The organism is Duganella sp. FT27W (genome assembly GCF_009295655.1).
GTDB lineage: Bacteria > Pseudomonadota > Gammaproteobacteria > Burkholderiales > Burkholderiaceae_D > Rugamonas > Rugamonas zoogloeoides.
This window is the reverse complement of sequence record NZ_WHIV01000003.1, coordinates 293028-318513: the sequence shown is the minus strand read 5'-3', so window position 1 is coordinate 318513 and position 25486 is coordinate 293028. Positions and strand designations below refer to the sequence as shown.

Sequence of the window (25486 nt, the reverse complement as noted above, 5' to 3'; positions counted from 1 at the left end):
GCGGTTCCCCTCAGGCGTCGAAGCGCAGCACGTAGTGGCCGGCCACCAGGTGGTGGCCGTGCGGCAGCAGGTAGAGGCTTTCCGGACCGGCGGCGTCGATCATCGCCACGAACGCCATCCGTTCGTCGAGGTGGTACAGCGCCTGGCTGGCCGACAGGCGGCCGATCCGGTAGCCGTGGTCCGTGGCTTCGAAACTGAAGGCGTTGCGCGACAGGCCGATACGGTCGGCGCTGGCGGCGCCCGGCGCACCGTCGGCGCGGCGGATGAAACGCGGCGAATCGAGCACGCGCAGTGCCGCCAGCATGGCCGCGCTGCGTCCGAACGTGAAGCGCGCGCCGCTGGCCACCGCCGCGCCCACCGGCTGCGCCAGGCAAAGCAGCGCGTGGTAACGGTCGGCCATGGCCGGCGCGGCGGGCAGCAGGCGCATGGTGCGCGCATCGACCGGGGCGAAGGTGGCCGGCGCGGTAATGCGCTGCCGGCCCTCTTTTGTTGCGGCGTACAGGTGGTCGGCGGCGTCGATGACGAAGCTGATGGCGGTATCGCTGTGCGCGCCGGTGTTCAGCATCAGCGACCGGTCGAATGGCAGCTCCAGCGCCTCGGCGCCAGTGTCGCGGTAGCGGCTCAGGCGGGGCAGGGCCAGCGCCACCAGTTGCACCCGTTGCTGCGCCAGCGGCGCATAGGTGGCGTCGCTCTCTCCCGGCAGGGTGGCCGGCGCCGTTGGCCGGTGACTGACCGGGATCGCGGTGGGGTCGAGCGGCAAGCCGTCGGCGCGGCTTTGCCAGACGGCCGGCCGCGCAGTCCTGGCCGGTGCTGCATGTGCCAGCGTGCTGGCTGGCGCCGGCATTGGCGAATGCAGCTGCGTGTGCATGGACATGGGTACCGATGCTGGCACTGGCGCCGGCATTTGTATGGACATGGGCACTGGCAATGGCACCGGTTCGGCGTTAGAGGCCGGCATGGAGCTGGGCATCACTGCGGGCATGGCCGGCCTGGCTGCGGCCAGCTCGCCGTTGCGGGCGATCTTCAGCAGCAAACGCGGGCCGCCGCCGTCGATTTCGCGCAGCGATTTGATGGTGTAGTAGCCGCTGCGCGGATCGTAGCGGCAGTCGAAATCGCCGCGCGGACGCATGTCCACCACCGGCACCGAATCGGGACCGTCGTTGATGACGAGGATGGCGCCGTCCGGGCCGAATGGCCAGTCGGCGGCGCCCTGGCCAGCTTGTCCGCCGATCAGGGCCAGCCGCTGGTGGGGATAGATCGGGCACACCGGGTGCCAGATCGCGCTGTCGCGCGACACGCTGACGTTGTACAGCACTTTTTCGCCGGGCGCGGGCAGGTACACGGCATGGCCGAAGCGCACTTCGATTTCACCCGGCGCCAGCGATTCGGCGCCCACCACGTCGTAGCGCACCTGGTCGCCGCCGAGCAAATCGCCAAAATCCTTCTGGTGCAGGGTGGCGAGCGTCTGCGCCAGGTCGCGGGCGCGGGCGCCGCGCGTGAGGTGGTAGTCGTCGTCGACATCTTCCTGCGGCAGCACCAGCGTCACGTGCGAAAAGCAGCGGGTAGCGGCGCGCCCGCGATGTTCGCGCGGGCTGCGTTCGAGCAGGTCGCGCAGCAGCGGGCGGCGCGAGAACAGCGCCAGGCCCGGCGCCTGCCAGATCGCTTCGGCATTGAAGACGTCGGGGATGCGGCCCAGGACTTCGTGTTGGACGTAGATCGGCATGGTCATTCTCCTTCTAAAGATGGTGCGCCGGCGGCACTGAACGCTAGCAGGGGGCAGAGGAAAAACAGCAAGTGGCTGCCGCCGGCCGACAGGAAGCTCATGGGCTGGCCCATGATGGGGAAGATCGCCAGGTTGGTGCCCCACGACAGCAGGAAGTGGCCGAGCACGAAAGCGCCGCCGCCGCACAGGGCGAAGTAGCGGAAACGCGCGGCCCACGCCTGGCGGAAATTGCGGGCGGCGGCGCCGCTGCGCCAGGCAGCGCGTGCCGCCAGCGCCATCCCGCCCAGCAACGCCGCCTGCACGCACCACAGCAGCAGCGCGCCGGCCAGGCCGTGGCGGTTGATCAGGAACGAGGCGGCAAAGTCGTCCTGCACCGCCGGAATGCGCATCACGTCGCCCGCGTTCTGGCCCAGGTCGCGCAAGCCGAACCACCAGTCCGCACCGAGCCAGCCGCCCTCGCTGATGGCGCGCGCCCCCAGCAGCAATTGCTGGCCGGTGTGCGGATGGCCGGCCGGGTCGAGCCATACCAGGAAGCGGTCGGCATAAAAGCCCCAGCGCACCAGGTCCTCGCTGCCTGCCAGTCGCAGCCAGGCGATGACCGCCACCGCCAGCAGCGCCGCCAGCAGCAGCGCGGCTGCCAGCAGGCGCTGGCGCGCCAGCAGGGCGTAAGAGAAGGTCATGGACACGCACCACACCAGCAGCAGGATCAGCGGCGAAAAGTCGTCCACCTGCACCAGCGCCAGTCCGAGCAGCGCCAGGAACAGCAGCGCCGGGGCGACCAGCCGCAGCCAGCGCGCGCCGTGGTCGGCCGGATGCGGCGCGTCGCTGTGCCAGCCGAAGCGCAGCGCCAGGCAGTGTGCAGTAAGCGCGGCCAGCGCCAGCTTGGCCAGTTCCACCGGCTGCAAGTCGAACACGCCTCCTTCGTCGCCCCATAGCACTTGCGCGGCCAGGCCGGCCAGCGCCACCAGGGCAAAGCCGGCCAGCAGCCATTCGATGGCGCACTGGTCGAGGCGCCGGCCGTGCAAGGCGGCGTGGCGGAACCACAGGCGCAGCAAGCCGCCGGCGCCGCAGCCGATCGCCAGCAGCGCCGCGCTTTTCTGGTAATAGCGCAGCCACGTGGTTTGCGGGGCGCCCAGCCCCATTTCCAGCTGCACCAGCAGGCCGGCCGCCAGCAGCACCACGGCGGCTGCCGTGAGCAGGGTGAGACGACCGGGGAGTACCAGCCACAAGCCCAGCGCCCAGGCGCCCAGCAGCAGCGGCAGTGCTGCTCCGGGAGACATGCCGGCGCGCTGGGCCAGCAGCGTTCCCGCGCCCGCCACCAGCAGCAGCGCCGATGCCGCCACGGCGCCGCCGGTGCGCGACACCACGGTGGCGCCAGCGATGCCGGCAAGGGCCGCCGCGACCACCAGCCACGCCTTGGCGCCGAGATCACTGCGCCATAGCTGGCGCGGTTGCCAGTCCCATGTCACGGCGGCGGGCAGTTTTAAATCCGGGGCGGCTTGCAGGCCGACCTGGCGGCCCGGTACCAGCGTCAGGGTGCCCGCGCCGGCCGTACCTGCAGCGAGCCGAAAGCGCGTATGGCCGGCGATCAGCGCGGTGGCGCCGGTCAGTGGCACTTCCTGTCGGCGCAGGTCCAGGCCATCGACCAGCACGGCCGCGCGTTCGCCATCGGTACTGCCGGGCGTCAGCTGCAAGCGGCCATGGCTGCGCACCAGCAGTGCCCCGCCGGGCGCCACCCGCTCCACGCCGAGCCGGTTGCCGCAATACAGGTTGCCGCCAAAGGCCAGCGGCCGGGAGATGGTCAGCACGGCTGGCGCAAGCCGGTTCCATAGCGCCAGCGCGCGGTTAGATATGCGTGCATTCGGGCAATCGGGCAGGGCGCGACCGTCGCGGTACAGGGTGGCGCCGTCGTAGCGCCATTGATTGCCGTTGCGGGTGAATTCCACACTGCCGGTGTCGGCGGCGGACACCTGGAAGCGCGCGCCATCGACCTGGAAGACGGCGCCTGGCGCCAGTGTGCTGCTGCCCAGGCGCTGTTCGTCGCCGCCGCGCAGCACCACCACCTGGCGTGCAGCGGAGAGGTTGCGCAGCATCCAGCCGTCGCGCGGATCCAGGCGCAACGCCAGGTGCTGACGGTCCGCGTGCGGCGCGGCCAGTTCCCTTAGTCCCAGCACCACCGTTTCGCCGGCAACTGGCGTGACGTGGATCGCCGCTGGCATCCAGGCCGCCGGCGCGCGCAGCAGGGCCAGCACCTGCAAGGCGCACAGGCCGGCCAGCAGGGCCAGGGTGACCGCCATGCCCAGGTGCTTGGCAGCCAAGTGGCGCAACCGGGCGCCGATGCTGGTAGTCGCTGGTGGCGAAGCCAGACGTGATCGCGACGGGTGAGGCAGACGGTGCTGCAACAGCATGGAGGTCAGCGCCGACCGCCAGGTCGCGCGCCGTGGCAGCCCAGCCGAGGACGCAGACCGTAATGGCCGCCCCATCACGCCGCCACCGCTGTCAGCGCACACGCCTGCGCGACAGCATCCAGCATGCGGCTGATTTGCAAGGCATGGCGCGGTCGCTGGGCCGGATCTCCATGCAGCAGCACGCGCAGCAGCGCCACGGCCGGGTCGCGCGCGGCATGCGGCAGCAGCGATGCGAAGCGTGCTTCTTCGTCGGCGTGCAGCGTGGCGGGGATGGCGCCGCCATGAGCGCGCCGCAGCACGTCGGCACCGGCCGTGTGGTGGGAACGGTAAGCGCGGCCGCAATCGCTGCAAAAGCGCAGCGCCTGGCCGCCCGTGATCAGAAAATAGAACATGGCGCCCAGCGAAAAATAGTCGCTGCGGGCGCTGCTGGTGTAGGCTCTATCAGTGGGGAAGAACTGTTCCGGCGCCTGCCAGTTGGCGGTGCCGGCGTACGAATGCTGGCGCGCTTCGCCCAGCAGGCGGTTGGTGCCGAAGTCGGCCAGCTTTACCGTGTTGCGCTGGCGGTCCACCAGCACGTTGGCCGGTTTGAGGTCGAGGTAGCGCCAGCCGTACTGGTGGACCTTGGCCAACGCCTGGTTGATCTGCGCCAGCCATTCCAGCGCGCGCGTGATCGTCAGCTGATCGGCGGCGTCGCGCAGCGTCGTCATGTGCTTGCCCAGGTCGGTGGACATCAGTTCGAGCGCCAGCACCGGCAAGCCCTGGTGCCAGCCGCTGTCGAGCAGGCGCACGATGTGGAGGCCATCCCAGGGCGCCAGCGACTGCAGGAAGGCGATTTCGTTGGCGGCGCTGCTGGTCCAGCGTTCGCGCTGCGCGGGCTGGGCACGGTCCATCTGCTGCTGGTTGATCAGTTTGACCGCCACGTCGTCGGCGCCACGCGGGCCGCTGGCGCGCCATACGTGGCCGTAGGCCGATCCGCCGATCTGCTCGCGCAGCCGGTAATGCCCCCGTTCCATCGCGATGATTGCGTCTGCTGTCGTCATGATCCCCCCTTCGCTACGCCTTGCGGAGGGAGACGAAAAAAAGCCCCCGACGATGACGGCGGGGGCAGGGAGGCTGGCGTGGCTAGCTGGATTTAACGGCGGTAGCCGTCGTGGCGGCCATGATGGTAATCGCGGCCGCCACGGTCATAGTAATAATCGCGGCGCACTTCGCGGTATTCGCGATAGACCGGGCGCGGTGGTTCTACATAGACCACGCGTGGTGGCGGCGAGTAGTACCGTGGTGGCGGCGCGTAATAGGTGCGCGGCGGTTCGTAGTACACCGGTGCCGGCTGCGAATAAACGCGGGTTTCGACGTAGCGGTCGTCGCGACGATAGCGATCGCGATCGCGGGAGCTGAGGCCGTTGCCGACCGCCGCGCCAACCAGGCCGCCGACGATGGCGCCGTCACGGCCGCCGGCGCTGTTGCCGATCGCGGCGCCGACCACAGCACCGGCAACCGTGTTGAACTCACGGTCGCCTGCGTAAGCCGCCGACGATACTGCGGCTGCGGCCAGTAACGCGGTGCCCATCAATTTTTTGATCAACATGGTAATCCCCTTGCTGCGGCGCGGATCGGAATGATACGTCTGCCGGTGATGTCACTATAAAGCGTCAAGAAAATCACGCAATCAGTTAAACACCTGCTTACAATCAAGACGGGTTGTAACAATTAGCTTACAAGCGCGCTTACAAACGGCGCTCTTCCCACTCTGGGCGCAGCAGGCTGAAAATGCCCACGTCCTGGAAGCGGCCGTTGATGAAAAAACTCTGGCGCAGCAGTCCTTCGGCGGTGAAGCCGCATTTTTGTGCCACCCGCACCGACGCCTTGTTCTCCGGCGCCGTCAGCAGTTCGAGCCGCTGGTACTGGTGGACATTGAACAGGTAATCGACCAGCAACTGGCACGCTTCCGTCATGTAGCCGCGCCCGGCCAGCTTCGGCTCGAACAGGCGGTAGCCGATTTCACGCGTGGTGGGCGTGCGGCTCTTGAAGTGGGTGATCACGCCGATCACGTGGTGCAGGCTGTCCTCGATCACGAACAACTCGCTGTCGTCGGTGACAAAGCCGTGCTGCATGAATTCGCGGCGCAGGGTTTCGGGCGACTTGAAATGGGTGGAGAAATGGTCGCCGCGCGATGGCAGGTCGTTGACCAGGGCGATGAAGGTATTGAGGTCGGTGCCGATCACGTGGCGCACGATGCAAATCTGACCCTTGAGCATAACGGTTTTCCTTCTTGCTGTGGACGATCATCTTATTCCAGCACCCCTGACAAATCAATGTGGATGACAAGCGCGACACGATCGGTTATCGTTGAATATTAACTTGCAATCCATTCACTTTTTACAGGGCCCGCATGAAATCCGTCTCCGCATCGAAACTGACCATCCTCGCCAGCAGCCTATTGATTGCCTCGGCCTTCGCTTCCGCCACCGCATGGGCGGCGCCGGCCAACGATCCCGCCACCCTGGCGCAAATCCGTGACAGTGCAATGAAAGAGGACTGGGCCTACGAGCGCCTGGCCGACATGACCGATTTGATCGGCCCGCGCCTGTCCGGTTCCGCCGGCGCCGCTGCCGCCGTGGAGCAGGTGGCCGACGCCATGCGCAAGATCGGCGCCAAGGTCACGCTGCAGCCGGTCAAGGTGCCGCACTGGGTGCGCGGCGAGGAAAAGGCGCAGCTGGTCGATTACGCCGGCCGGCCGTCGGGCATCACGCAAAAGGTCGTGCTGTCGGCATTGGGCGGTTCGGGCGCCACGCCGGCTGCCGGCCTGACCGCGCCGGTGATCGTGGTGCGCGATTTCGACGAACTCAATGCCCGCAAGGCGGAAGTAAAGGGCAGCATCGTGCTGTTCGACGTGGTGTTCGACGACGAGATGGCCAAGGGCGGCCAGGCCGGCAAGGCCTATGGACGCGGCTCCAACTATCGTGGCAACGGCCCGCGCGTGGCGCAGGAACTGGGCGCGGTGGGTGCGCTGGTGCGCTCGGTGGGCGGCGCCGACTTCCGCCTCACTCACACCGGCAACACCGGCCTGGTGGACGGCAAGCGCATTCCGGCCGCCGCCGTGACGGCGGAAGACGCGATGCTGATTTCGCGCCTGCTCAAGCGCGGCGCGGTCAAGATGCACCTGACGCTCACGCCGCAAAACCTGCCCGACGCCGACAGCTACAACGTCATCGCCGATTTCCCCGGCACCGAAAAACCGGAAGAAGTGGTGATTGTCTCCGGCCACCTTGATTCGTGGGACCTGGCCACCGGCGCGCATGACGATGGCGCCGGCGTGGCAGCGGCCATGGCGGTGATCGACACGCTGAAAAAACTCAAGCTGCAACCACGTCGCACCATCCGCGTGATCGCCTGGATGAACGAGGAAAACGGCACCCGTGGCGGCAAGGGTTACTTTGAAGTGAACAAGGAAAAGGTGGAGCAGCACTTCGCCGCCATCGAATCGGACAACGGCGCCGGCCGTCCGTTCGGCTTCATGGGCAGCGTGCGGCCGTCGATGGTGAAGTATTTTGCGCCGCTGCAAAAATCGCTGGACCAGATCGGCGCCGGCGTATTCGACCGCCGCGACGTGGCCGGCGGCGCCGACATCATGCCGCTCGAGCGTGCCGGCGTGCCGTCGTTCCAGCCGCTGGTGGACTTCACCAACTACTTCAACTACCACCACACGGCGGCCGACACGCTCGACAAGGTCAATCCGCTGGACCTGAAACGCCAGGTGGCGGTGATGACGTCGCTGACCTGGTACCTCGCCAACATGGACGAGAACATCGGCCGCACCGTGGTACCGCAGTAATCAGAAGGAATTGAGCGGTATCTTCAGGTACCGTACGCCGTTCTCCTCGGCGTCGGGCAACTGCCCGGCGCTGATATTGACCTGGATCGCCGGCAGTATCAGCACCGGCATGTCCAGAGTCGCATCGCGCCGTGTGCGCATTTCCACAAACTGCTCTTCTGTCACACCGTCGTGGATGTGGATATTGTGCGCCCGCTGTTCGGCCACCGTGGTTTCCCAAGTCGCCTCGCGCCCGGCAGGCGGGTAGTCGTGGCACATGAACAGCCGCGTTGCCGGCGGCAGCGCCAGCAGGCGCCGCACCGACCGGTACAGCGTAGCCGCGCAGCCGCCGGGAAAATCGCAGCGCGCCGAACCCACGTCCGGCATGAACATGGTGTCGCCCACGAACACGGCGTCGCCGAGCCGGTACGCCAGGTCGGCCGGCGTGTGGCCGGGCACGTGCAGCGCGTGCAATTCCAGCGCGCCGATGGTCAATACCTCGTCCGGTTCGATCAGGTGGTCGAACTCGCGGCGCACGCCCGGCGCTTGCGGGAACACCCGCGCGAACGCCTGCTGCACTTCGGCGATATGGCTGCCGATGGCGATGCGGCCGCCCAGTTCGTGCTTCAGATAGGGCGCCGCGGACAGGTGATCGGCATGGGCATGGGTTTCCAGCAGCCAGACCGGGTTGAGGCGCTGCATGCGCACGAACGCAATCACGGCGTCGGCCGAGGTGGTGGACGTGCGGCCCGACCTGGGATCGTAATCGAGCACCGAATCGATGATGGCGCAGTCGCTGCCATCGCCTGCGTGGACGACATAGGTGACGGTGCCGGTGGCCGCGTCGAAGAACGCTTTGATCTGTGGATTCATGGCGGGCATTATAATAAAATTTCATATCAGGGAAAGGTCTGGAACGTTTTTTGATGTTTCCCAGGCCATCCGTGCGCAAGGCGGCGCGGCCTTCATGATAGTCTGCATAGCCATCAATAGGAGCCACCCATGGACAAGATTCACTACAAGGGCTGGGAAATCGTTCCCACCGTCCTGCCGACGAACGACAATAAATTTACGGCCAGCTGCGACATCGAGCGCGCCAACGCCGACGGCGTGGAAGTATTCGAGGGCGCCACCATGCAGTTCGTGCGCGATACCGAAGACGACGCCATCACCGCCGCCTGCGAAGAAGCCATCCGCCAGATCGACAACATCATCGCCAATCCGCTGGTGCGCCTGGCTTGACGACAGGGGCGCGGCCCTGCGGGAAGCGCGCCTCCTGTGATAACATGGCCGCATGACCGTTTTCTTCCGTTCCCTCATCGTGTACTGCATGCTGCTGGCGCTCCCGTACCAGGGCTACGCTGCGGCCGCGATGATGGCGTGCTTGTCTTCCCCGGCTACCGCTACGGCTACCGCAGCGGCGGACGCCCACATGGTCATGCCCGCCGGTCCCCACGATCACGCGGCCATGATGGCAGCGCTGCAACAGGCACACGCCGAACACGCCGCGCAATCTTCCGATAACGCGTCTTCTCACGCCGGCCACACCCACGGCAGCGCCAAGTGCGGCGGCTCCGCCTGCTGCGTTGCCGGTGCCCCGGTGCTGGCCGATCTGCTGTCCGTGCCGGTTCTGCCGGCCGTCTCGAACGCCGTTGCGTTCTACGCCGAATACCTCCCTGCGGTCGATCTGGCCCACCCCGAACGTCCCCCTCAGGCTTAAGCCGCTTTCCCGCGACAGGTCCGTCCACGGCCTGCGCCATCCCTGATATTGCCGCGACAGATCCTGCCCGGAACCTCTGCGCGCATACCATTCATACTATTCATAAAATCGAGGTGTAAGACATGACTTGTCTGCATAAACCTGGCGGCGCGATTGCCATGGCGGCGGCGTTGCTGCTGTCCGGTTGCGCGTCGCTGTCCGGCGATGGCGGCTTCAAGGCCGCCGCCGCCGTCAGCGAACAGCGCACCGGCGCACCGGCTAGCGTGGCCGGCCGCTTGCCGCAGAATGACGACGATGGCCGCGCGCTGGCCGCCGTGATCGACCAGAAACTGGCGCAACCGCTGACCGCCAACGAAGCCGTGCACATCGCGCTGCTCAACAACCGGGGCCTGCAAGCGACCTACTGGTCGCTTGGCATCGCCGAGGCGGACCTGGTGCAGGCGGGACGCCTGCAAAACCCGGTACTCGATTTCAAACGCAGCCACGGTGGCGGCGCGCTGGACATCGAGCGCACGCTGACCTTCAACCTGCTCGGTATCATCACCGCGCCGATGGCCGGCCGCATCGAAGGGCGCCGCTACGAGCAAAGCAAGCTGCTGGTCGCGAACGAAGCGGTGCGGGTGGCCGCTGAGACGCGCCGCGCCTGGGTGGCGGCGGTGGCAGCAAGCCAGAGCGCCGACTATGCGCAGCAGGTGGAAGCATCGGCCCAGGCCAGCGCGGAACTGGCGCAGCGCATGCGCGACGCCGGCAACTGGAGCGCGATGGACGTGGCGCGCGAACAGGCCTACCACGCCCAGACCAGCGCCGACGTCAACGCGGCCCGCAAGGGCGCAGTGATGGCGCGCGAAAAACTCACCCGCCTGATGGGCCTCGCCGGCGCGCAAGCGGCCTATAAACTGCCGGGCCACTTGCCCGACCTGCCGGCGGCGCCATCCGAACTGGCCGACATCGAACAGGTGGCGGTCAACGAGCGGCTCGACATTCAGGCCGCCAAGCTCGATGTGGCGCACACCGCCAGCACGCTGGGTCTGACCAAAACCACGCGCTTCATCAATGTGCTGGACCTGGGCCTGGTAGCCAACAGCGAAGGGGCGACCAACACTCGGGGCTACGAGATTGCGCTGGAAATTCCGCTGTTCGACTGGGGTTCCACCCGCGTGGCCAGGGCCGAAGCGACCTATATGCAGGCCGCGAACATGCTGGCGCAGACCGCAGTGAACGCCCGCAGCGAAGCGCGCGAAAGCTATGCCGATTACCGCGCCTCGTACGATCTGGCGCGCCACTACCGCGACCAAGTGCTGCCGGCCCGCAAAAAGCTGGCCGACGAAACCCTGCTGCGCTACAACGGCATGCTGATGAGCGTGTTCGAACTGCTGGCCGACGCCCGCGAACAAGCCAGCGCGGTGCGCGGCTACATCGCCGCCCAGCAGGACTTCTGGACCGCCCAGGCCAACCTGGAGGCCGCACTCGGCGGCCGTCTGCCGGGGCAAACCATCCACCAAGAATTGAAGCAAGGAGACCAACCATGACCACCCGCAGATCGTTCCTGAGCGGCGCCGCCCTGATCGGCGCCGGCATGGTGACCAAGGCCGGCGCGGCCTCGTTGCCCGAAGCACCGGTGCAATCGTCGTCGGCCACCGCGCCGCCGCTGGCGCCCCCCAATGGCCGCCCGTACAACCCGGTGGTCACGCTCAACGGCTGGACCCTGCCGTGGCGCATGAAGGACGGCGTCAAGGAATTCCACCTGGTGGCCGAGCCGGTGGTGCGCGAAATCGCCCCCGGCATGACCGCCAACCTGTGGGGCTACAACGGCCAGAGCCCGGGCCCGACCATCGAAGTGGTGGAGGGCGACCGCGTGCGGATCTTCGTCACCAACAAACTGCCCGAGCACACCAGCGTGCACTGGCACGGCCAGCTGCTGCCGAACGGGATGGATGGCGTGACCGGCCTCACGCAGCCGGGTATCAAACCCGGTAAAACCTTTGTTTATGAGTTCGTGGCGCGCAATGCCGGCACTTTCATGTACCACCCGCACGCGGACGAGATGGCGCAGATGGCAATGGGGATGATGGGCTTCTGGATCACCCATCCGAAGAACCCGAAACAGCACGCGGTGGACCGCGACTTCGTGTTCCTGATCAGCGCCTACGACATCGAGCCGGGCAGCTACACGCCCAAGATCAACACCATGACCGATTTTAATCTGTGGACCTTCAACAGCCGCGCCTTCCCCGGCATCGACCCGATGGTCGTGCGCAAGGATGACCGGGTGCGGGTACGCGTGGGTAATCTCACCATGACCAACCATCCGATCCACCTGCACGGCCACACGTTCGAAGTGACCGGCACCGACGGCGGCTGGGTCAAGCCATCGGCGCGCTGGCCCGAGGTGACGACCGACATCGCCGTGGGCCAGATGCGCGCCATCGAATTCGTGGCCGACGCGCCCGGCGACTGGGCCTTCCACTGCCACAAGTCGCACCACACCATGAACGCCATGGGCCACGACGTGCCGACCATGATCGGCGTCGATCACAAGGGCGTGGCTGCGAAGATCAACAAGCTGGTGCCGGGCTACATGGTCATGGGCGACAAGGGCGGCTCGATGGGCGACATGCGCATGCCGCTGCCGGAAAACACCCTGCCGATGATGAGCGGCGACGGCCCGTTCGGCGGCCTGGAAATGGGCGGCATGTTCACGACCCTGAAGGTGCGTGAAGGCCTGGCGCGCAACGATTACAAGGACCCCGGCTGGTACCAGCATCCGAAAGGCACGGTCGCCTACGAGTGGACCGGCGAAACTCCGCCGGCGCCGCGTGCGCCCGGCGTGCCGGAAGGGTCTGCGCCCAAGCCGGCGGTGGATACTTTAAATATCAAGCGCGATGGCGGCGGCCACCAGCATCATCATTAAAAGATGACCGGTCCCCGGCCTCTCAGAAGGGCAGGGGACTGCTGTCGGGCAGGGCGCTGTAGCGGCGCCATGCGATACGGTCGGTATCGATATGATCGACCAGGTTTGTCACATCGAAATGCGCATACGTGCGCGAAAAGCCCCCCACGCGCGGGGCAACCAGCAGGATCGGTAGCGTTGGGAATACGCGCTGGGCCTCGGCGACCAGGCGCGCGCCCGGCGCGGGATAAGTGCTGTCCGGCGGCACCAGGATCACGGCCAGTGTGAGCTGGCGGATGGTGAGGACGGCGGCGGTCAGTTCCAACGGTTACAGCCGGTCGCGGAAATTGCGCGCATCGAAACGCACAATGCGCCCGATCACGATGCAGTCCGCGCCCTTGCACGGCTCCGGACGAAATGCCGGATTTTCCGACGCCAGGAACCACTCGCGACGCTGGTACACCAGGCGTTTGATCACGGCCTGACCGTTGTAATTCATGGCGAACACGCCACCGGCCTTGCGCGCCTTGTCCCCCGTGTTAATCACCACGATATCGCCTTCGTACATCAGCGGCTGCATGCTGTCGCCCTTGATCTTGATGGCCAGCAGCGCGCGCGGCGACAGGTCGTTTTCTTCGAGCCACTGGCGCGGCACATGGTGCTGGCCATTTTCTTCGTACAGCGGCACCGTCTCGATGCCGTCGATGCCCGCTTGCAGGTGCAACGACACCAGCTCGATCGGCACCGATGGCGGCGCCAGGTCATCATCGTCGGTTACCGGCTGCGCCTCTGGTATGTCGATGCCCGCCACCGAGCGCGAAGCCTCGGCAATCTGCGCCGCAATGGTGGGGCTGAACGCATCGACCGGCACGGCCAGGCCGCGCGCAAAGGCGGTAGCGGCCTTGATGTTGAGCGGTCGCCGGCCCGCCACGTATTGCCACACCATGCCTTGCGAGCCGATGTCGAACTGCATGCCGAATTCCGCCTGCGAGATCTTCGGCTCACGCGCAGCCAGCAGCGCCTTGAGCCGCGCAGCGTCGTCCAGTTGCCAGGGGGCGAGGGATGTCGATTCAGGTTTCATGAAAGGAAGTTTAGCACGTTGTTGCACATCTGACGAGCTTTGCTATTGATTTATGTAATAGCGGTGCTATTATTCAACGTGTCTTCAACGACATTTCATCAAACCTCAAGAAAGAGCCATCATGCCCGTTCCCGACATCACCCCGTTCAGCGCCGGCGCATTGGCTCAACTCCTGGCCCTGCCCATTGCCGCTGGCGCAGCCGCCACCGCGCTCACTTTCCTCTTCAAATGGCCGCGCACGCGGCGCGAAGCGCTGGTGCGCTTTGCGTGCTCAATCTGTACCGCCGCCTTGCTCGGACCACTGCTGCTGGTGGCGCTGCATAGCTGGTGGCCCACCTTGTTCGACTCGGCCAGGGTGCTGGCTGTGCTGTATGGCGCACCAGCCATGCTGGGCGTGGTGGCGGTGGCATGCCCGGTATTGGTGTTGGCCGGCCTGCCCGCCTGGTGGGGGCTGGGCGCCGTCGTGCTGTGGCTGGAGCGGCGGCGCGGCAAGGACATCGGCGAGCTGGTACATGATGCTGCGGAGGTGGTGCGGGAGGTGCGGCGTGGGTGAGTGCCGGGGACGGTGTTGTCGGTATGGCAGGAGCGCCCCGCTTGTGTCATAATATTGCGCTGCGCTGCTCCGATGGTGAAATTGGTAGACACTGGAGACTTAAAATCTCCCGCCGTAAGGCGTGCCGGTTCGATTCCGGCTCGGAGCACCAGCCCTCATTTCAGCGGTACCGCATAAAACGCCATAAACCCTTGGAAATCAAGGTTTTATGGCGTTTTTTCTTTGCGCCATGGCCAACCAAAGGCCCTTTAAAACCGCTGTTTTATGCAGGCCGCTCTGATTGGATGTATCTAGAGCAGAAAATTTGCCACTGAGCTATTTTATCGCGCCATGGATCACCGCCCCCTGTAGGGGATAGTGACGGTGACAAATATCGGCAGGCTAAGCTGAGTGATATCGCGGAAGAAAATATCTTCAACAGTCATCTCGACGGACACGCGCACAAAATTAGGTTTCGCGTTGCCTCCGCACTGGTGCTGAACACAGTCAATCATCACCAGTGGCGGTGCCCCGCCGGTGCGCAAGTCGCTTGTCATTTCCTGAAATATTTCCCTGGCTACTCCGAACGCGGCTGGCGCCTTAACTGTATTTGTTGCTTCGGCGAGAGGGACTTTCGACATGTAATTGGCTGCGCTTGTCGCTGCGGCATGGGCGACGCTGTAATGGTAGCAATATCGACCGAAGTAGAGCGGGAACGCCAGCAGCAGCAAGAGCAGGGGCAATACCAGGAAGAACTCGACCGCCGCCAGTCCCTGCACACGTCGTTTGCACTGTTGATGTTTCGCCACGCTCGCCCCTGGAAATTGTTCGGCACCATGCTCCAAGATGACAGATCGACGGTGACAGGCTTTGATCTATATCTTGAGGGCGCTATGCCTCGATTCAGCGCCAGATCAGCTAATGACCGTCCCAAAGCCACTGTTTGGTTGGTACTGATGTCGTGACGAGCGCGCCACCCATGTTAAGATTTAGGAATAAACAAGATTTCCAGGCCTGGTAATCCTGGCAGGCCGCAATACCACCTCCACCGCCAGGCCCCAACAGTCCGCCACGGAGCCCAAGCGATGACGATTTCCGACAGCACCACCACCTTCCGCAATAAAACAGTCGTGCAGTACGATCCCGACAGCGCTTTCGATCCGTCACCCGACGTGGTCTATCGCCTGGCGCTGGACTACGACGACACGCGCAAGATGCCGGAGCTGATCGACAGCTTCCTGGCGCGGGCCGACAAGGCCACGCTGGAGGCGCTGGTAATCGGCATGTGGGGCGAACCGTACGAAGCGGGCGCCGATGCGGTAATCGCTGCGCTGGCCAGCCATGCGCCGCAATTGCCTGCGCTGCGCGCACTGTTCATCGGCGACATGACCTACGAGGAGTGCGAAATTTCGTGGATCGTGCAGGGCAATTACAAGCCGCTGCTCGACGCCTTCCCGCAGCTGGAAGAGCTGCGTATCCGCGGCGGCAACGAGCTGACCATCGAGCCGTTCGCCCACCAAAACCTGCGCAAGTTCACCATCGAATCCGGTGGCCTGGACCAGAAGATCGCGCAAGCGCTGGCTGCGTCCAGCATGCCAAACCTGGAGCACCTGGAACTGTGGCTGGGCGCCGACGATTACGGCTTCTCCGGCGATGTGCCGCTGTACCAGCAAGTGCTGGCGCAATTGGCCACGCCAACCTTGCGCTACCTGGGCCTGCGCGATTCGGAGATCGCCGACGACCTGGCTGCGTGGCTGGCCAACGAGCCTTTGTTTGCCACCGTCACCACGCTGGACCTGTCGCTGGGTACCATCGGCGACGCGGGCGCCGAGGCGCTGCTCAATGGTACGCAACTCGGCAACCTCAAACGCCTGGACCTGTCCCACCACTATATCTCGCCAGCGAACCAAGACAAGCTCCGGGCCTTGCCGTTCGATGTCGTGCTGGCCGATCCCCAGGAAGAGGACCAGTATGACGGCGAGGGCCATCGCTACGTGGCCGTCGGCGAATAATCGTTGCGACGTTCCATGACCGCGATGGTCGTGCTGGCAACAGCCGGCAGCAAGCGTGTGCGGCTGTTGCAGGCCGCGCGCGCGCAGCTGGGTATATCTCCAGCGCGCGTGCTGGAATGGCGCGACTGGCTGAACTTGCCGTCGTTGCTGGAACAGGCGCTCGATCAGCGCTGCCTGTTCAAGATCGAACCGCCCGGCGACGATCCCGCCGCGCACCTGCACCTGCTGCGTGACGGCTGCCGCCTGCTCGACCGGCCGGCGCCGTGCGCGCCCGAGCACGGCGAACTGCTGGCGATGGACGCCTGGTTTGCCGGTTTTGCCAACGCCATGGCGCGGTTGTTGAAGCAGTTGGCAGACCTGCCTGGCGCCAGCGTGGTCAACGCCCCCGACGAGATCTCGCTGATGACCGACAAGCTGGTGTGCCAGCACCACTTGCATGAACACGGCGTGCCCACGCCGGCTTTGCTGGGGCGCGTGACCGGTTACGACCACCTGCAAGCGCTGCTCGCTGAACACGACCTCGATCGCCTGTACCTCAAACCGCGCTACGGCTCCTCCGCTTCCGGCGTGGTGGCGTACCGGCGCAACCGGGCAGGGCGACAGCAGGCCACCACGTCGGCCCGCATCGTGCATGCGAACGGCGGCATCCGGCTGTTCAACGACAAGCGCATCGCGCGCATCGAGCACGCCGCCGATATCGCCGCGCTGGTCGATGCCCTGGCCGCGCAGGAACTGTACGCGGAAGCGTGGCTCGACAAGCCGCGCTGCGGCGACAGCCATTACGACCTGCGCGTGGTCGCCATCGGCGGCCGGCCCGCGCACCGGGTGGCGCGCCTGGGCACGCAGATGATGACCAATCTGCACCTCGACAACCGGCGCGGCGACGCCGCCACGCTGCTCCACGCAGCAGATATGGCGGCGCTGGAAGCCACCGTGCAGCAGGCAGCGCGGGCGTTTTCTGGCAGCGGCGTGGCCGGCTACGACCTGGTGGTGCGCCGGGGCCAGGCTCACGTGCTGGAGGCGAACGCCTTCGGCGACCTGCTGCCCGGCCTGTTGTGGCAAGAGCGCGATACCTATGCGGCGCAACTGCAGGAGCTGTCCTCATGCCGGACATGAACCTGGTCGTGGGCAGCCACGACATCGTCTTCATCACGCTCGACACCTTGCGCTACGACGTGGCGCAAGCGCTGTTCGAGGCCGGCGAGCTGCCGGTGCTGGGCCGTTTTTTGCCAGCCACCGGCTGGGAGCGGCGCCACTCGCCCGCCACGTTTACCTATGCCGCGCACCAGGCATTTTTTGCCGGTTTCCTGCCGACGCCGGCGGCGCCGGGCCGCCACCCGCGCCTGTTCGCCAGCGCTTTTGCCGGCAGCGAGACCACGTCGCCGCGCACTTTCGCGTTCGAGCAGGCGAGCATACCCGAGGCGCTGGCGGCGCGCGGCTACCGCACCATTTGCATCGGCGGCGTCGGCTTTTTCAACAAGCAGACGGCGCTGGGTTGCGTGCTGCCGGCGCTGTTCCACGAAAGCCACTGGAGCGCCGGCATGGGCGTGGCCAGCCGCCACTCCACCGAAAAGCAGGTGGCGCTGGCGCGCGAACTGCTGGCGCAGAACAGCTGCCGCACCTTTTTGTTCATCAACGTGGCCGCACTGCACACGCCCAACCGCGCGTATCTGCCGGGCTGCCGCGCCGACAACCTGGAAAGCCACGCGGCCGCCTTGCGTTACGTCGACCAGGCGCTGGCGCCGTTGTTCGACGCCTGCGCCGCGCGCGCGCCCACCTTTGCCATGGTCTGCTCCGACCATGGCAGCGCCTACGGCGAAGACGGCTATCGCGGCCACCGCGTGGCGCACGACAGCGTCTGGAACGTGCCGTATGCGCACTTCTTTATCCCCGCACTTATCGACGCACAAGCAACAGGAGCCGCATCATGAACACCTCCGAACAGCCGGGAACCCTGGCGCAGCGCATGCGCCACACGCCGTACCAGGCATATTCGTATTCTTATCCGCACAAGGCTGCATATCGCGCGCTGCCGCAGGCGACGCCGCTCGCGCCGCTGTGGGCGCAGCAGGACCGCTCGGCGCTGTTCGCCTACATCCACATTCCGTTCTGCGAAATGCGCTGCGGCTTTTGCAACCTGTTCGCCATGGCGCGGCCCGATGCCGACATGGTCGAACGCTACGTGCAGCAGGTGCTGGTGCAAATGCGCGCGATGGACGGCGTGCTGGGTGCGCGAGGCTTCGCCCGCTTCGCGCTCGGTGGCGGCACGCCGACGTATTTATCGCCAGCGCAGCTCGACACCTTGCTGTGCGGCGCGCGCGATATCCTCGGCATCAACCTGCACGCCACGCCGGCCGGCATCGAAGCATCGCCCGAAACTATCACCGCCGAACGGTTGGCTGTCTGTCGCGCGCATGGCATCGACCGCGTAAGCCTGGGCATCCAGAGCTTTGCCGCCGGCGAGATGCGCGCACTGGCGCGTCCGCAGCAGAACGCCACCGTGCATCACGCCATCGGCTTGATCCGCGCGGCGGGCTTTCCGACTTTGAATCTTGACCTGATCTACGGCATCGCGGGGCAGACGGTGGCCAGCCTACTGGCGTCGATCGACAGCGCATTGGCGTTCGCGCCGGAAGAGATTTACCTGTATCCGCTGTACGTGCGCGAGCAGACGGGCCTGGGCAAGGTGGCACGCCGGCAGGGCGCACAAACCCTCAACCCCATCATGCTGGCGCGCGACGGCGACAGCCGGCTGGCGCTGTACGCAGCAGCACGCGACCACCTGCGCGCGCGCGGCTATGTGCAGGTGTCGATGCGCATGTTCCGCGCGCCGCATGCACCTGGCGATGCCGGCCCGTCCTACTGCTGCCAGAACGACGGCATGGTGGGCTTGGGCGCGGGTGCGCGTTCGTACACGTCGCAGCTGCACTATTCGAGCGAATACGCGGTGGCCCGCACCGAGACCATCGGCATTATCGACAACTACCTGGCATTGGACCAGGCGCGCTTCGCCCAGGCCGAACATGGTTACCTGCTCGGGGTGGAGGACCAGCAGCGGCGCTACGTGATCCAGTCGCTGCTGACCGAACCGGGGCTCGATGGCGACGCCTACACCGCGCGCTTCGGCACCGTCTGCGAAGCCGACCTGCCGCAACTGGCCGAGCTGTTCGCATTGGAACTGGTGGAGCGTGACGGACCGCTGCTGCGCTTGAACGACCAGGGCTACGCCTACGCCGATACCATCGGTCCGTGGCTGGCGTCGAGCACCGTGCGTGCATTGATGGCAGAAAGCGGACAGGCGTGCTGACAGCGGCCGACGGGGCACTGGCGCTGCTGTACCGGGGCACGCTCTCGAGCTGCAACTACGCCTGCGACTACTGTCCGTTCGCCAAAAAGCAGGACAGCCGCGCCGTGCTGGCGCGCGATGCGCGCGAGGTAGGGCGCTTCACCGAATGGGTGGCCGCCCAGGACCGCGCCATCAGCGTGCTGTTTACACCGTGGGGCGAAGCGCTGGTGCGCCGCCATTACCGCACCGCCATGCATACCCTGGCCACGCTGCCCAATGTGCGCCAGGTGGCGCTGCAAACCAATCTGTCCGGTCCAATGGGCTGGCTGGCCGACATGGACGAAGCCTCGCGCGTCAAGATCGGCCTGTGGTGCACCTACCACCCGGACCAGACCACGCTGGCGCGCTTTGTCGAGCGGTGCGCGCGGCTCGACGCCATCGGTGTGCGCTACTCGGTCGGCATGGTGGCGCTGCGTGAACACTACGACGCCATCCGCGCCCTGCGCGCGGCGCTGCCGTCGCGCGTCTACCTCTGGCTCAATGCGTACGACCGGCGCGGGCCCGGCTACTACGCGGCCGACGACCTGGCCTGGCTCGACGCCATCGACCCGTGGTTCGTACAAAGCCGCCGCCCGGCGCCATCACGCGGCAAGGGCTGCCTGGCGGGCGAGGCTGCACTGTCGGTGGACGGCGACGGCACGCTGACGCGCTGCCATTTCGTGCCCGAGGTGCTGGGAAATTTGTACCAGGATGAGCTGGCGGAACTGCTGCAGGAACGCAGCTGCCCGCGCTTCAAGTGCGATTGCTATATCGGCTATGCGCAGCGCAAGGACTTGCCGTTTCAGCAGGTATTTGGCGCGGGAGTGTTGGCGCGCATACTTCCAATGGCCAGGTCCGCACGATAGAAATACGCGCCATAATGGGGCATCAATCCCCGAGGAGACTGGCATGCCATTTTATCGAGTGTGGTACCAAAACAAGTCCGAGCCACTGGAGTTTTCCAGCGCTGCGCGTCTGCCCGAAGCGCAGATTTTCGAGCGCGTGTTCGAGCACGAAAACATCGCGCTGCCAGCCGAAGCCGGGCCGTCGCTGGCCGAACTGGCCGCCAGCCACCAGCTCGCACCAGTGCGCTACACGGAAGACGAGGGCAAGCCTTACACGCTGCTGTGAGCCGCCTTTATGCCAACGACCGCCGCCCACCGGCGGTCTTTTGTTTTTTCGACACAGCCCCAGTCAGTTCTTGACGCCTTGATGTCGTTCGCATACGATTGTCCTTATCGCATCGTTGCGAAAGGGCGGAGCCGTGGCAATCACGGCGTTATTTCCCGCCGCACTGCATCACTCCCCTTGTAAATTTCGCGCCTGTCCCGGCGCAGCCATGCCGTTCCCACCCGACCCTCACCATCTCCACGCCGACATCCGCGCGTGTGCAGGAGCATGTCCATGGAAGACCTTACGCTCGACCAGCCGCGCGCCAACCCCGCCGACTTCGCCGAACCGTCGGCAGTCGCGCAGTTGCATTGCATCGACCCTGCCAATCGCGCCGACGAAGCCGATACCATCGCCATGCGCCTCGGCAGCGCGCAGTTCCGCCGCGACTACGGCCTGAGGTACGCCTACCTGTCCGGCGCCATGTATCGCGGCATCGCCTCGCGCCAGATGGTAGTGGCGATGGGGCGCGCCGGCCTGCTCGGCTTTCTGGGCACGGGCGGCATGAGCCTGGAGCAGATTCGCACCGATATTATCGCCATCCGCGAACAGCTCGAACCGCACCAGGCATGGGGCATGAACCTGATCGCGCAAGTGGCCGACGACGCCATGGAGCGCGCCACCGTGGCGTTGTACCTGGAGCTGGGCGTGCACGCCATCGAGGCGTCGGCCTTCATGCAGATCACGCCCGCGCTGGTGCACTACCGGTTGCAGGGACTGGAGGCAGGGCCAGATGGTACGGTCGTATGCCACAACAAGATACTGGCCAAGCTGTCGCGCCCCGAGGTGGCGCGCGAGTTCATGCAGCCGGCGCCCGAACGCATCGTCGCGCGGCTGCTGGCCGAAGGGTTGGTGACCGAGCAGCAGGCACGCCTGGCACGCCACGTCAGCATGGCCAGCGACATCTGCGTGGAAGCCGATTCGGGCGGCCATACCGACCAGGGCGTGGCACTGGTACTGCTGTCGGCCATCCAGCGGCTGCGCCGCGAACTGGGGTGCGATCCCCGGTCGCTGCGGGTGGGCCTGGCCGGCGGCATCGGTACGCCGGAGGCGGTGGCCGCAGCCTTCATCCTGGGCGCCGATTTCGTGCTGACCGGTTCCATCAACCAGTGCACCGTGGAGGCGGGCACCAATGACGCCGTCAAGGACCTGCTGCAGGAGATCGACATCCAGGATACGGCATACGCTCCGGCCGGCGACATGTTCGAGATGGGGGCCAAGGTGCAGGTGCTGCGCAAGGGCGTGTTCTTCCCCGCGCGCGCCAACCGCCTGTACCTGCTCTACAGCCAGTACGAATCGCTCGCCGAGATCCCGGCCGCCGTGCGCACGCAGCTCGAAGAAAAATACTTCCGCAAGTCGCTTGATGACGTATGGCGCGAAACCCGGGCCTTTCTCGCTACACGCGGTCGCCAGGACGACGTGGACAAGGCCGAGGCCAACCCAAAGCACAAAATGGCGCTGGTATTCCGCTGGTACTTCGGCCACTCGATGCGCGCTGCCATCAATGGCGACACCGCCAACCGCGTCGACTACCAGATCCACACGGGCCCCGCGCTCGGTGCGTTCAACCGCTACGTGAAAGGCACGCCGCTGGAGAACTGGCGCGCACGCCATGTCGATCGCATCGGCCGCCAGCTGATGCGCGATGCGGGCGCCCTGATGCTCGAGCGCGTGGCCGCGCTCACCGCCAACTAGAGGAAAGCGAACATGCCACACGTCGGAATAGAAGCGATGAACGTTTATGCCGGCACGGCCTGTATCGATGTGCGCGCGCTGGCGCGGCACCGCCAGCTGGACCTGGCCCGCTTCGACAACCTGCTGATGCTGGAGAAGACCGTGGCGCTGCCCAACGAGGACCCGGTCACCTTCGCTGTCAACGCCGCGCGGCCGCTGGTCGATGCGCTGTCGCCGCAAGAAAAGGACCGCATCGAGATGGTCATCACCTGCACCGAATCGTCGTTCGATTTCGGCAAGTCGCTCAGCACCTATGTGCACCAGTTGCTGGGACTGAACCGCAATTGCCGGCTGTTCGAATTGAAGAACGCCTGCTACTCGGGCGTGGCCGGCCTGCAGATGGCGGTCAATTTCATCCTCGCCCAAACCTCGCCCGGCGCCCGGGTGCTGGTGGTGGCCACCGATATCAGCCGCTTCCTGATGGACGAGGACACGCACGACCAGGACTGGTCGTTTGCCGAACCCAGTGGCGGCGCCGGCGCGGTGGCGATGCTGGTGGGCGAAGACCCGCAGGTATTCCGGATCGACGTGGGCGCCAACGGCTACTACGGCTACGAGGTGATGGATACCTGCCGCCCGTCGGCCGACAGCGAGGCCGGGGACGCCGATCTGTCCCTGCTGTCTTACCTCGACTGCTGCGAGAACGCGTACCTCGAATACCGCAAGCGCGTGCCGCAGGCGGACTACGCCAGTTCGTTCCAGTACCTGGCGTTCCACACGCCGTTCGGTGGCATGATCAAGGGCGCCCATCGCAGCCTGATGCGCAAGCTGGCGCCGGCTGCATCGGCCGAGATAGAGCTGGACTTCAATCGCCGGGTGGCGCCGGGTCTCGATTACTGTCAGCGCGTTGGAAATACCATGGGTGCGGCGGCGATGGTGTCGCTGGCCAGCACCATCGCCAACGGCCGCTTCGACACGCCGCAGCGGGTGGGCTGCTTCTCTTACGGGTCCGGCTGCTGCTCGGAGTTCTTCAGTGGCGTGGCCACCAGCGCGGGCCAGGCGCGCCTGCGCACCATGGACATCGGTCGGCGGCTCGACCAGCGCTACCGCCTGTCGATGGCCGAATACGACGAGATCCTCTCTGGCGGCGGCGTGGTGCGCTTCGGCACCCGCAACGCCACTCTGGCCGAACGTTATACGCCGGCGATAACGGACGGACAGGGCGCCACGCTGTTCCTGCGCCGCATCGAGAACTATCACCGGGAATATGCATGGATGGCCTGACGCCGGCGGGCGCCACCGTGATCACCCGGCGCGAGGGTGACCTGTGCTACTTGCAGCTGCACCGCCCCGATGCCGACAACGCCATCAACGACGCCATGCTGGCCGACTGCGGCGCGGTGCTGCACGACTGCACGGCATGGGCGCGGGTGGTCGTAGTCGAGGGCCTGCCACACGTGTTCTGCCCGGGCGCCGACCTGCATGAAGCAGGGCGGTCCCGGCCCGATCGCCAGTCTGCGACGCGCAACGCCGAGGCGCTGTATGGCTTGTGGCTCTTGCTCAAGCGTGGACCGTTCATCAGCATCGCGCATGTGCGCGGCAAGGTCAGTGCAGGCGGCGTGGGGTTTGTCGCTGCCTGCGACCTGGTGCTGTGCGCGGACGACGCCACGTTCTCCCTGCCAGAACTGCTGTTCGGGCTGATGCCCGCCTGCGTGCTGCCATTTCTGATCGACCGCGTGGGCAGCGCCCGCGCCCATGCCATGACCCTGCTGACGCAAGCGGTGGCCGCACCACAGGCGGTGGCGTGGGGGCTGGCCGATGCCAGCGCCGCCGACAGCGCCAACCTGCTGCGCATGCACCTGCTGCGTCTGCGGCTGCTGCCGCGCGACGCCATCGCGCGTTACAAGCGCTACGCCGCCAGCCTCGATGGTGGAGTCGAAGCTGGGCGCGGCAAGGCGGTGGCTGCCAACGCCGAACTGTTTTCCGATCCGGCCACGCACGACAAGCTGGCGCGCTACGCCGCCACCGGCCAATTTCCATGGGAGGTTGTATGAAAACCTGTCTGTTCCCCGGCCAGGGCTCGCAAGCGAAAGGCATGGGCCGCCACCTGTTCGACCGGTTTCCCGATCTGACCGCGCAGGCGGACCAGGTGCTGGGTTACTCGATCCGTGAACTGTGCGTCGATGATCCGCGCCAGCAGCTCAATCAAACGCTCTACACCCAGCCGGCCATCTTCGTGGTGAGCGCGCTGGCGTGGTACGAGCACTTGGCCAGCCACGGCAAGCCCGATTTCGTGGCCGGCCACAGCCTCGGCGAATTCAACGCCTTGCTGGCCGCCGAATCGTTCGGTTTCGAGACCGGTCTGCGCCTGGTGCGCAAGCGCGCGGAGCTCATGAGTGAGGCAGCCGACGGCGCCATGGCGGCCGTGCTGAACCTGGGCGCAGCCGACATCGAAGCCATTCTGCGCGACCATGGTCTAGACCAGATCGATATCGCCAACCTCAATGCGCCGTCACAAACGGTGATCTCGGGCGCGCGCGAGCAGATTGCCCGTGCCGCGCCATTGTTCGAAACAGCGAACGGACACTGCATCCCGCTCAATACCAGCGGCGCGTTCCACTCGCGTTTCATGGAACCGGCGCGCCAGCAGTTCGAGGCTTTCCTCGCCAGCTTCGACTTTCGCGCGCCGGCCATTCCCGTGATCGCCAACGTCACCGCGCAGCCGTACCAGCCCGGTGCGGTGGCAGCCAACCTCGCGCGCCAGATCACGGGCACCGTGCGCTGGCACGAATCCATCGCCTACCTGCTGGCGCTGGACCCCGGCCAGCAGATGGTGGAACTTGGCCACGGCGAAGTGCTGACCAACCTGCTCAAGAAAATCCGCAGCGAGCGGCAGGTGGCGCCGGTGTCCGCGCCAGCCGCCACCGTCCACGAACGCGTGCGCGACTGGAATTTGCGCCACCCGGTGGGCACGCGCGTGCGTTCGGCCATCGTCGCCGGCGCCGTACTGGCCACCCGCACCGAAGCCGTGGTGCTGTTCCAGCACCGCCCCGCCGTGTACCTCGACGGCTACCAGGGCTACTTCGACCTCGACGAACTGCAGCCGGCCTGATATGCAGGTTGCCCAAGGAGCTAAC

General features: G+C 66.0%; 25 protein-coding genes and 1 tRNA gene. 17 read left to right on the top strand and 9 right to left on the bottom strand.

Annotated features, from left to right (window positions below):
• Nucleotides 1-10 precede the first annotated feature (10 nt).
• The 5 genes from F8197_RS13255 to F8197_RS13235 form a co-directional block, all read right to left on the bottom strand.
• Nucleotides 11-1723 (bottom strand): hypothetical protein, encoded by a 1713-nt coding sequence (locus F8197_RS13255; RefSeq protein WP_152882250.1) that lies wholly within the window; start codon nucleotides 1721-1723, stop codon nucleotides 11-13.
• Between the two features lie 2 nt (nucleotides 1724-1725).
• Nucleotides 1726-4131, bottom strand: a complete 2406-nt coding sequence (locus F8197_RS13250; protein ID WP_227012232.1) for an FtsW/RodA/SpoVE family cell cycle protein — start codon at nucleotides 4129-4131, stop codon at nucleotides 1726-1728.
• Between the two features lie 74 nt (nucleotides 4132-4205).
• Complete coding sequence (locus F8197_RS13245) at nucleotides 4206-5171, bottom strand: serine/threonine-protein kinase (protein WP_193333428.1); 966 nt, start codon at nucleotides 5169-5171, stop codon at nucleotides 4206-4208.
• Nucleotides 5172-5263: 92 nt separating this feature from the next.
• Nucleotides 5264-5719: a glycine zipper domain-containing protein gene (locus tag F8197_RS13240; protein WP_152882249.1), complete on the bottom strand. Its 456-nt coding sequence runs from the start codon at nucleotides 5717-5719 to the stop codon at nucleotides 5264-5266.
• A gap of 139 nt (nucleotides 5720-5858) precedes the next feature.
• Nucleotides 5859-6389, bottom strand: coding sequence for a GNAT family N-acetyltransferase (locus F8197_RS13235; protein WP_056139610.1), 531 nt, complete (start codon nucleotides 6387-6389; stop codon nucleotides 5859-5861).
• 134 nt (nucleotides 6390-6523) lie between these two features.
• Here F8197_RS13235 and F8197_RS13230 point away from each other — a divergent pair, with 134 nt between their 5' ends.
• Complete coding sequence (locus F8197_RS13230) at nucleotides 6524-7966, top strand: M20/M25/M40 family metallo-hydrolase (RefSeq protein ID WP_152882248.1); 1443 nt, start codon at nucleotides 6524-6526, stop codon at nucleotides 7964-7966.
• On the opposite strand, the gene F8197_RS13225 is transcribed toward F8197_RS13230, so the two are convergent.
• Nucleotides 7967-8818, bottom strand: a complete 852-nt coding sequence (locus F8197_RS13225) for an MBL fold metallo-hydrolase (RefSeq protein WP_152882247.1) — start codon at nucleotides 8816-8818, stop codon at nucleotides 7967-7969. It abuts the gene before it with no gap.
• A gap of 129 nt (nucleotides 8819-8947) precedes the next feature.
• On the opposite strand from F8197_RS13225, the gene F8197_RS13220 reads away from it, so the two are divergent.
• The 4 genes from F8197_RS13220 (at nucleotide 8948) to F8197_RS13205 (ending at nucleotide 12576) form a co-directional block, all read left to right on the top strand.
• Nucleotides 8948-9187, top strand: coding sequence for a hypothetical protein (locus tag F8197_RS13220; RefSeq protein WP_152882246.1), 240 nt, complete (start codon nucleotides 8948-8950; stop codon nucleotides 9185-9187).
• Between the two features lie 52 nt (nucleotides 9188-9239).
• The gene (locus F8197_RS13215) at nucleotides 9240-9665 is read left to right on the top strand and encodes a hypothetical protein (RefSeq protein ID WP_152882245.1); all 426 of its coding nucleotides are present in this window, start codon (nucleotides 9240-9242) and stop codon (nucleotides 9663-9665) included.
• A 122-nt stretch (nucleotides 9666-9787) separates the two neighbouring features.
• Nucleotides 9788-11194, top strand: coding sequence for a TolC family protein (locus tag F8197_RS13210; RefSeq protein ID WP_227012231.1), 1407 nt, complete (start codon nucleotides 9788-9790; stop codon nucleotides 11192-11194).
• On the top strand, nucleotides 11191-12576 hold the full coding sequence (locus tag F8197_RS13205; protein ID WP_152882244.1) for a multicopper oxidase family protein: 1386 nt from the start codon (nucleotides 11191-11193) through the stop codon (nucleotides 12574-12576). Before F8197_RS13210 ends, F8197_RS13205 begins: the two co-directional genes overlap by 4 nt.
• Nucleotides 12577-12598: 22 nt before the next feature.
• On the opposite strand, the gene F8197_RS13200 is transcribed toward F8197_RS13205, so the two are convergent.
• Nucleotides 12599-12880, bottom strand: coding sequence for a hypothetical protein (locus F8197_RS13200; protein ID WP_152882243.1), 282 nt, complete (start codon nucleotides 12878-12880; stop codon nucleotides 12599-12601).
• A gap of 3 nt (nucleotides 12881-12883) precedes the next feature.
• Nucleotides 12884-13636 (bottom strand): S24 family peptidase, encoded by a 753-nt coding sequence (locus tag F8197_RS13195; protein ID WP_152882242.1) that lies wholly within the window; start codon nucleotides 13634-13636, stop codon nucleotides 12884-12886.
• Between the two features lie 121 nt (nucleotides 13637-13757).
• On the opposite strand from F8197_RS13195, the gene F8197_RS13190 reads away from it, so the two are divergent.
• On the top strand, nucleotides 13758-14189 hold the full coding sequence (locus tag F8197_RS13190; protein WP_152882241.1) for a hypothetical protein: 432 nt from the start codon (nucleotides 13758-13760) through the stop codon (nucleotides 14187-14189).
• Between the two features lie 66 nt (nucleotides 14190-14255).
• Nucleotides 14256-14340: transfer RNA gene (locus F8197_RS13185), tRNA-Leu, on the top strand.
• Nucleotides 14341-14524: 184 nt separating this feature from the next.
• Here F8197_RS13185 and F8197_RS13180 read toward each other — a convergent pair.
• Nucleotides 14525-14977 (bottom strand): TadE/TadG family type IV pilus assembly protein, encoded by a 453-nt coding sequence (locus tag F8197_RS13180; protein ID WP_193333427.1) that lies wholly within the window; start codon nucleotides 14975-14977, stop codon nucleotides 14525-14527.
• 276 nt (nucleotides 14978-15253) lie between these two features.
• Here F8197_RS13180 and F8197_RS13175 point away from each other — a divergent pair, with 276 nt between their 5' ends.
• From F8197_RS13175 to fabD, 10 genes are all read left to right on the top strand, one after another.
• Complete coding sequence (locus F8197_RS13175) at nucleotides 15254-16180, top strand: STM4015 family protein (RefSeq protein WP_152882239.1); 927 nt, start codon at nucleotides 15254-15256, stop codon at nucleotides 16178-16180.
• A gap of 15 nt (nucleotides 16181-16195) precedes the next feature.
• Nucleotides 16196-17296 (top strand): STM4014 family protein, encoded by a 1101-nt coding sequence (locus F8197_RS13170; protein WP_152882238.1) that lies wholly within the window; start codon nucleotides 16196-16198, stop codon nucleotides 17294-17296.
• Nucleotides 17284-18111: an STM4013/SEN3800 family hydrolase gene (locus F8197_RS13165; protein ID WP_152882237.1), complete on the top strand. Its 828-nt coding sequence runs from the start codon at nucleotides 17284-17286 to the stop codon at nucleotides 18109-18111. Before F8197_RS13170 ends, F8197_RS13165 begins: the two co-directional genes overlap by 13 nt.
• Nucleotides 18108-19487, top strand: a complete 1380-nt coding sequence (locus F8197_RS13160) for an STM4012 family radical SAM protein (protein ID WP_152882236.1) — start codon at nucleotides 18108-18110, stop codon at nucleotides 19485-19487. The genes F8197_RS13165 and F8197_RS13160 overlap by 4 nt, the downstream gene beginning before the upstream one ends.
• The gene (locus F8197_RS13155) at nucleotides 19481-20371 is read left to right on the top strand and encodes an STM4011 family radical SAM protein (protein WP_373996866.1); all 891 of its coding nucleotides are present in this window, start codon (nucleotides 19481-19483) and stop codon (nucleotides 20369-20371) included. Before F8197_RS13160 ends, F8197_RS13155 begins: the two co-directional genes overlap by 7 nt.
• 43 nt (nucleotides 20372-20414) lie before the next feature.
• Complete coding sequence (locus tag F8197_RS13150; protein ID WP_152882235.1) at nucleotides 20415-20636, top strand: hypothetical protein; 222 nt, start codon at nucleotides 20415-20417, stop codon at nucleotides 20634-20636.
• Nucleotides 20637-20909: 273 nt separating this feature from the next.
• Nucleotides 20910-22370, top strand: coding sequence for a PfaD family polyunsaturated fatty acid/polyketide biosynthesis protein (locus F8197_RS13145; RefSeq protein WP_152882234.1), 1461 nt, complete (start codon nucleotides 20910-20912; stop codon nucleotides 22368-22370).
• Nucleotides 22371-22382: 12 nt separating this feature from the next.
• Nucleotides 22383-23633, top strand: coding sequence for a hydroxymethylglutaryl-CoA synthase family protein (locus F8197_RS13140; RefSeq protein WP_152882233.1), 1251 nt, complete (start codon nucleotides 22383-22385; stop codon nucleotides 23631-23633).
• Nucleotides 23621-24403, top strand: a complete 783-nt coding sequence (locus F8197_RS13135; RefSeq protein ID WP_152882232.1) for an enoyl-CoA hydratase/isomerase — start codon at nucleotides 23621-23623, stop codon at nucleotides 24401-24403. Before F8197_RS13140 ends, F8197_RS13135 begins: the two co-directional genes overlap by 13 nt.
• Nucleotides 24400-25461 (top strand): ACP S-malonyltransferase, encoded by a 1062-nt coding sequence (gene fabD, locus F8197_RS13130; protein ID WP_152882231.1) that lies wholly within the window; start codon nucleotides 24400-24402, stop codon nucleotides 25459-25461. Before F8197_RS13135 ends, fabD begins: the two co-directional genes overlap by 4 nt.
• Nucleotides 25462-25486: the final 25 nt, after the last annotated feature.

Excerpts from the sequence above, each read along its gene's own strand:
- F8197_RS13255 (WP_152882250.1), bottom strand. The coding sequence starts at position 1,723 with ATGCCGATCTACGTCCAACACGAAGTCCTGGGCCGCATCCCCGACGTC.
- F8197_RS13145 (WP_152882234.1), top strand. The coding sequence starts at position 20,910 with ATGGAAGACCTTACGCTCGACCAGCCGCGCGCCAACCCCGCCGACTTC.
- F8197_RS13240 (WP_152882249.1), bottom strand. The coding sequence starts at position 5,719 with ATGTTGATCAAAAAATTGATGGGCACCGCGTTACTGGCCGCAGCCGCA.
- F8197_RS13170 (WP_152882238.1), top strand. The coding sequence starts at position 16,196 with ATGACCGCGATGGTCGTGCTGGCAACAGCCGGCAGCAAGCGTGTGCGG.
- F8197_RS13220 (WP_152882246.1), top strand. The coding sequence starts at position 8,948 with ATGGACAAGATTCACTACAAGGGCTGGGAAATCGTTCCCACCGTCCTG.
- F8197_RS13235 (WP_056139610.1), bottom strand. The coding sequence starts at position 6,389 with ATGCTCAAGGGTCAGATTTGCATCGTGCGCCACGTGATCGGCACCGAC.
- fabD (WP_152882231.1), top strand. The coding sequence starts at position 24,400 with ATGAAAACCTGTCTGTTCCCCGGCCAGGGCTCGCAAGCGAAAGGCATG.
- F8197_RS13160 (WP_152882236.1), top strand. The coding sequence starts at position 18,108 with ATGAACACCTCCGAACAGCCGGGAACCCTGGCGCAGCGCATGCGCCAC.
- F8197_RS13195 (WP_152882242.1), bottom strand. The coding sequence starts at position 13,636 with ATGAAACCTGAATCGACATCCCTCGCCCCCTGGCAACTGGACGACGCT.
- F8197_RS13165 (WP_152882237.1), top strand. The coding sequence starts at position 17,284 with ATGCCGGACATGAACCTGGTCGTGGGCAGCCACGACATCGTCTTCATC.
- F8197_RS13230 (WP_152882248.1), top strand. The coding sequence starts at position 6,524 with ATGAAATCCGTCTCCGCATCGAAACTGACCATCCTCGCCAGCAGCCTA.
- F8197_RS13225 (WP_152882247.1), bottom strand. The coding sequence starts at position 8,818 with ATGAATCCACAGATCAAAGCGTTCTTCGACGCGGCCACCGGCACCGTC.
- F8197_RS13210 (WP_227012231.1), top strand. The coding sequence starts at position 9,788 with ATGACTTGTCTGCATAAACCTGGCGGCGCGATTGCCATGGCGGCGGCG.
- F8197_RS13135 (WP_152882232.1), top strand. The coding sequence starts at position 23,621 with ATGGATGGCCTGACGCCGGCGGGCGCCACCGTGATCACCCGGCGCGAG.
- F8197_RS13175 (WP_152882239.1), top strand. The coding sequence starts at position 15,254 with ATGACGATTTCCGACAGCACCACCACCTTCCGCAATAAAACAGTCGTG.
- F8197_RS13140 (WP_152882233.1), top strand. The coding sequence starts at position 22,383 with ATGCCACACGTCGGAATAGAAGCGATGAACGTTTATGCCGGCACGGCC.
- F8197_RS13190 (WP_152882241.1), top strand. The coding sequence starts at position 13,758 with ATGCCCGTTCCCGACATCACCCCGTTCAGCGCCGGCGCATTGGCTCAA.
- F8197_RS13150 (WP_152882235.1), top strand. The coding sequence starts at position 20,415 with ATGCCATTTTATCGAGTGTGGTACCAAAACAAGTCCGAGCCACTGGAG.
- F8197_RS13245 (WP_193333428.1), bottom strand. The coding sequence starts at position 5,171 with ATGACGACAGCAGACGCAATCATCGCGATGGAACGGGGGCATTACCGG.
- F8197_RS13250 (WP_227012232.1), bottom strand. The coding sequence starts at position 4,131 with ATGCTGTTGCAGCACCGTCTGCCTCACCCGTCGCGATCACGTCTGGCT.
- F8197_RS13205 (WP_152882244.1), top strand. The coding sequence starts at position 11,191 with ATGACCACCCGCAGATCGTTCCTGAGCGGCGCCGCCCTGATCGGCGCC.
- F8197_RS13215 (WP_152882245.1), top strand. The coding sequence starts at position 9,240 with ATGACCGTTTTCTTCCGTTCCCTCATCGTGTACTGCATGCTGCTGGCG.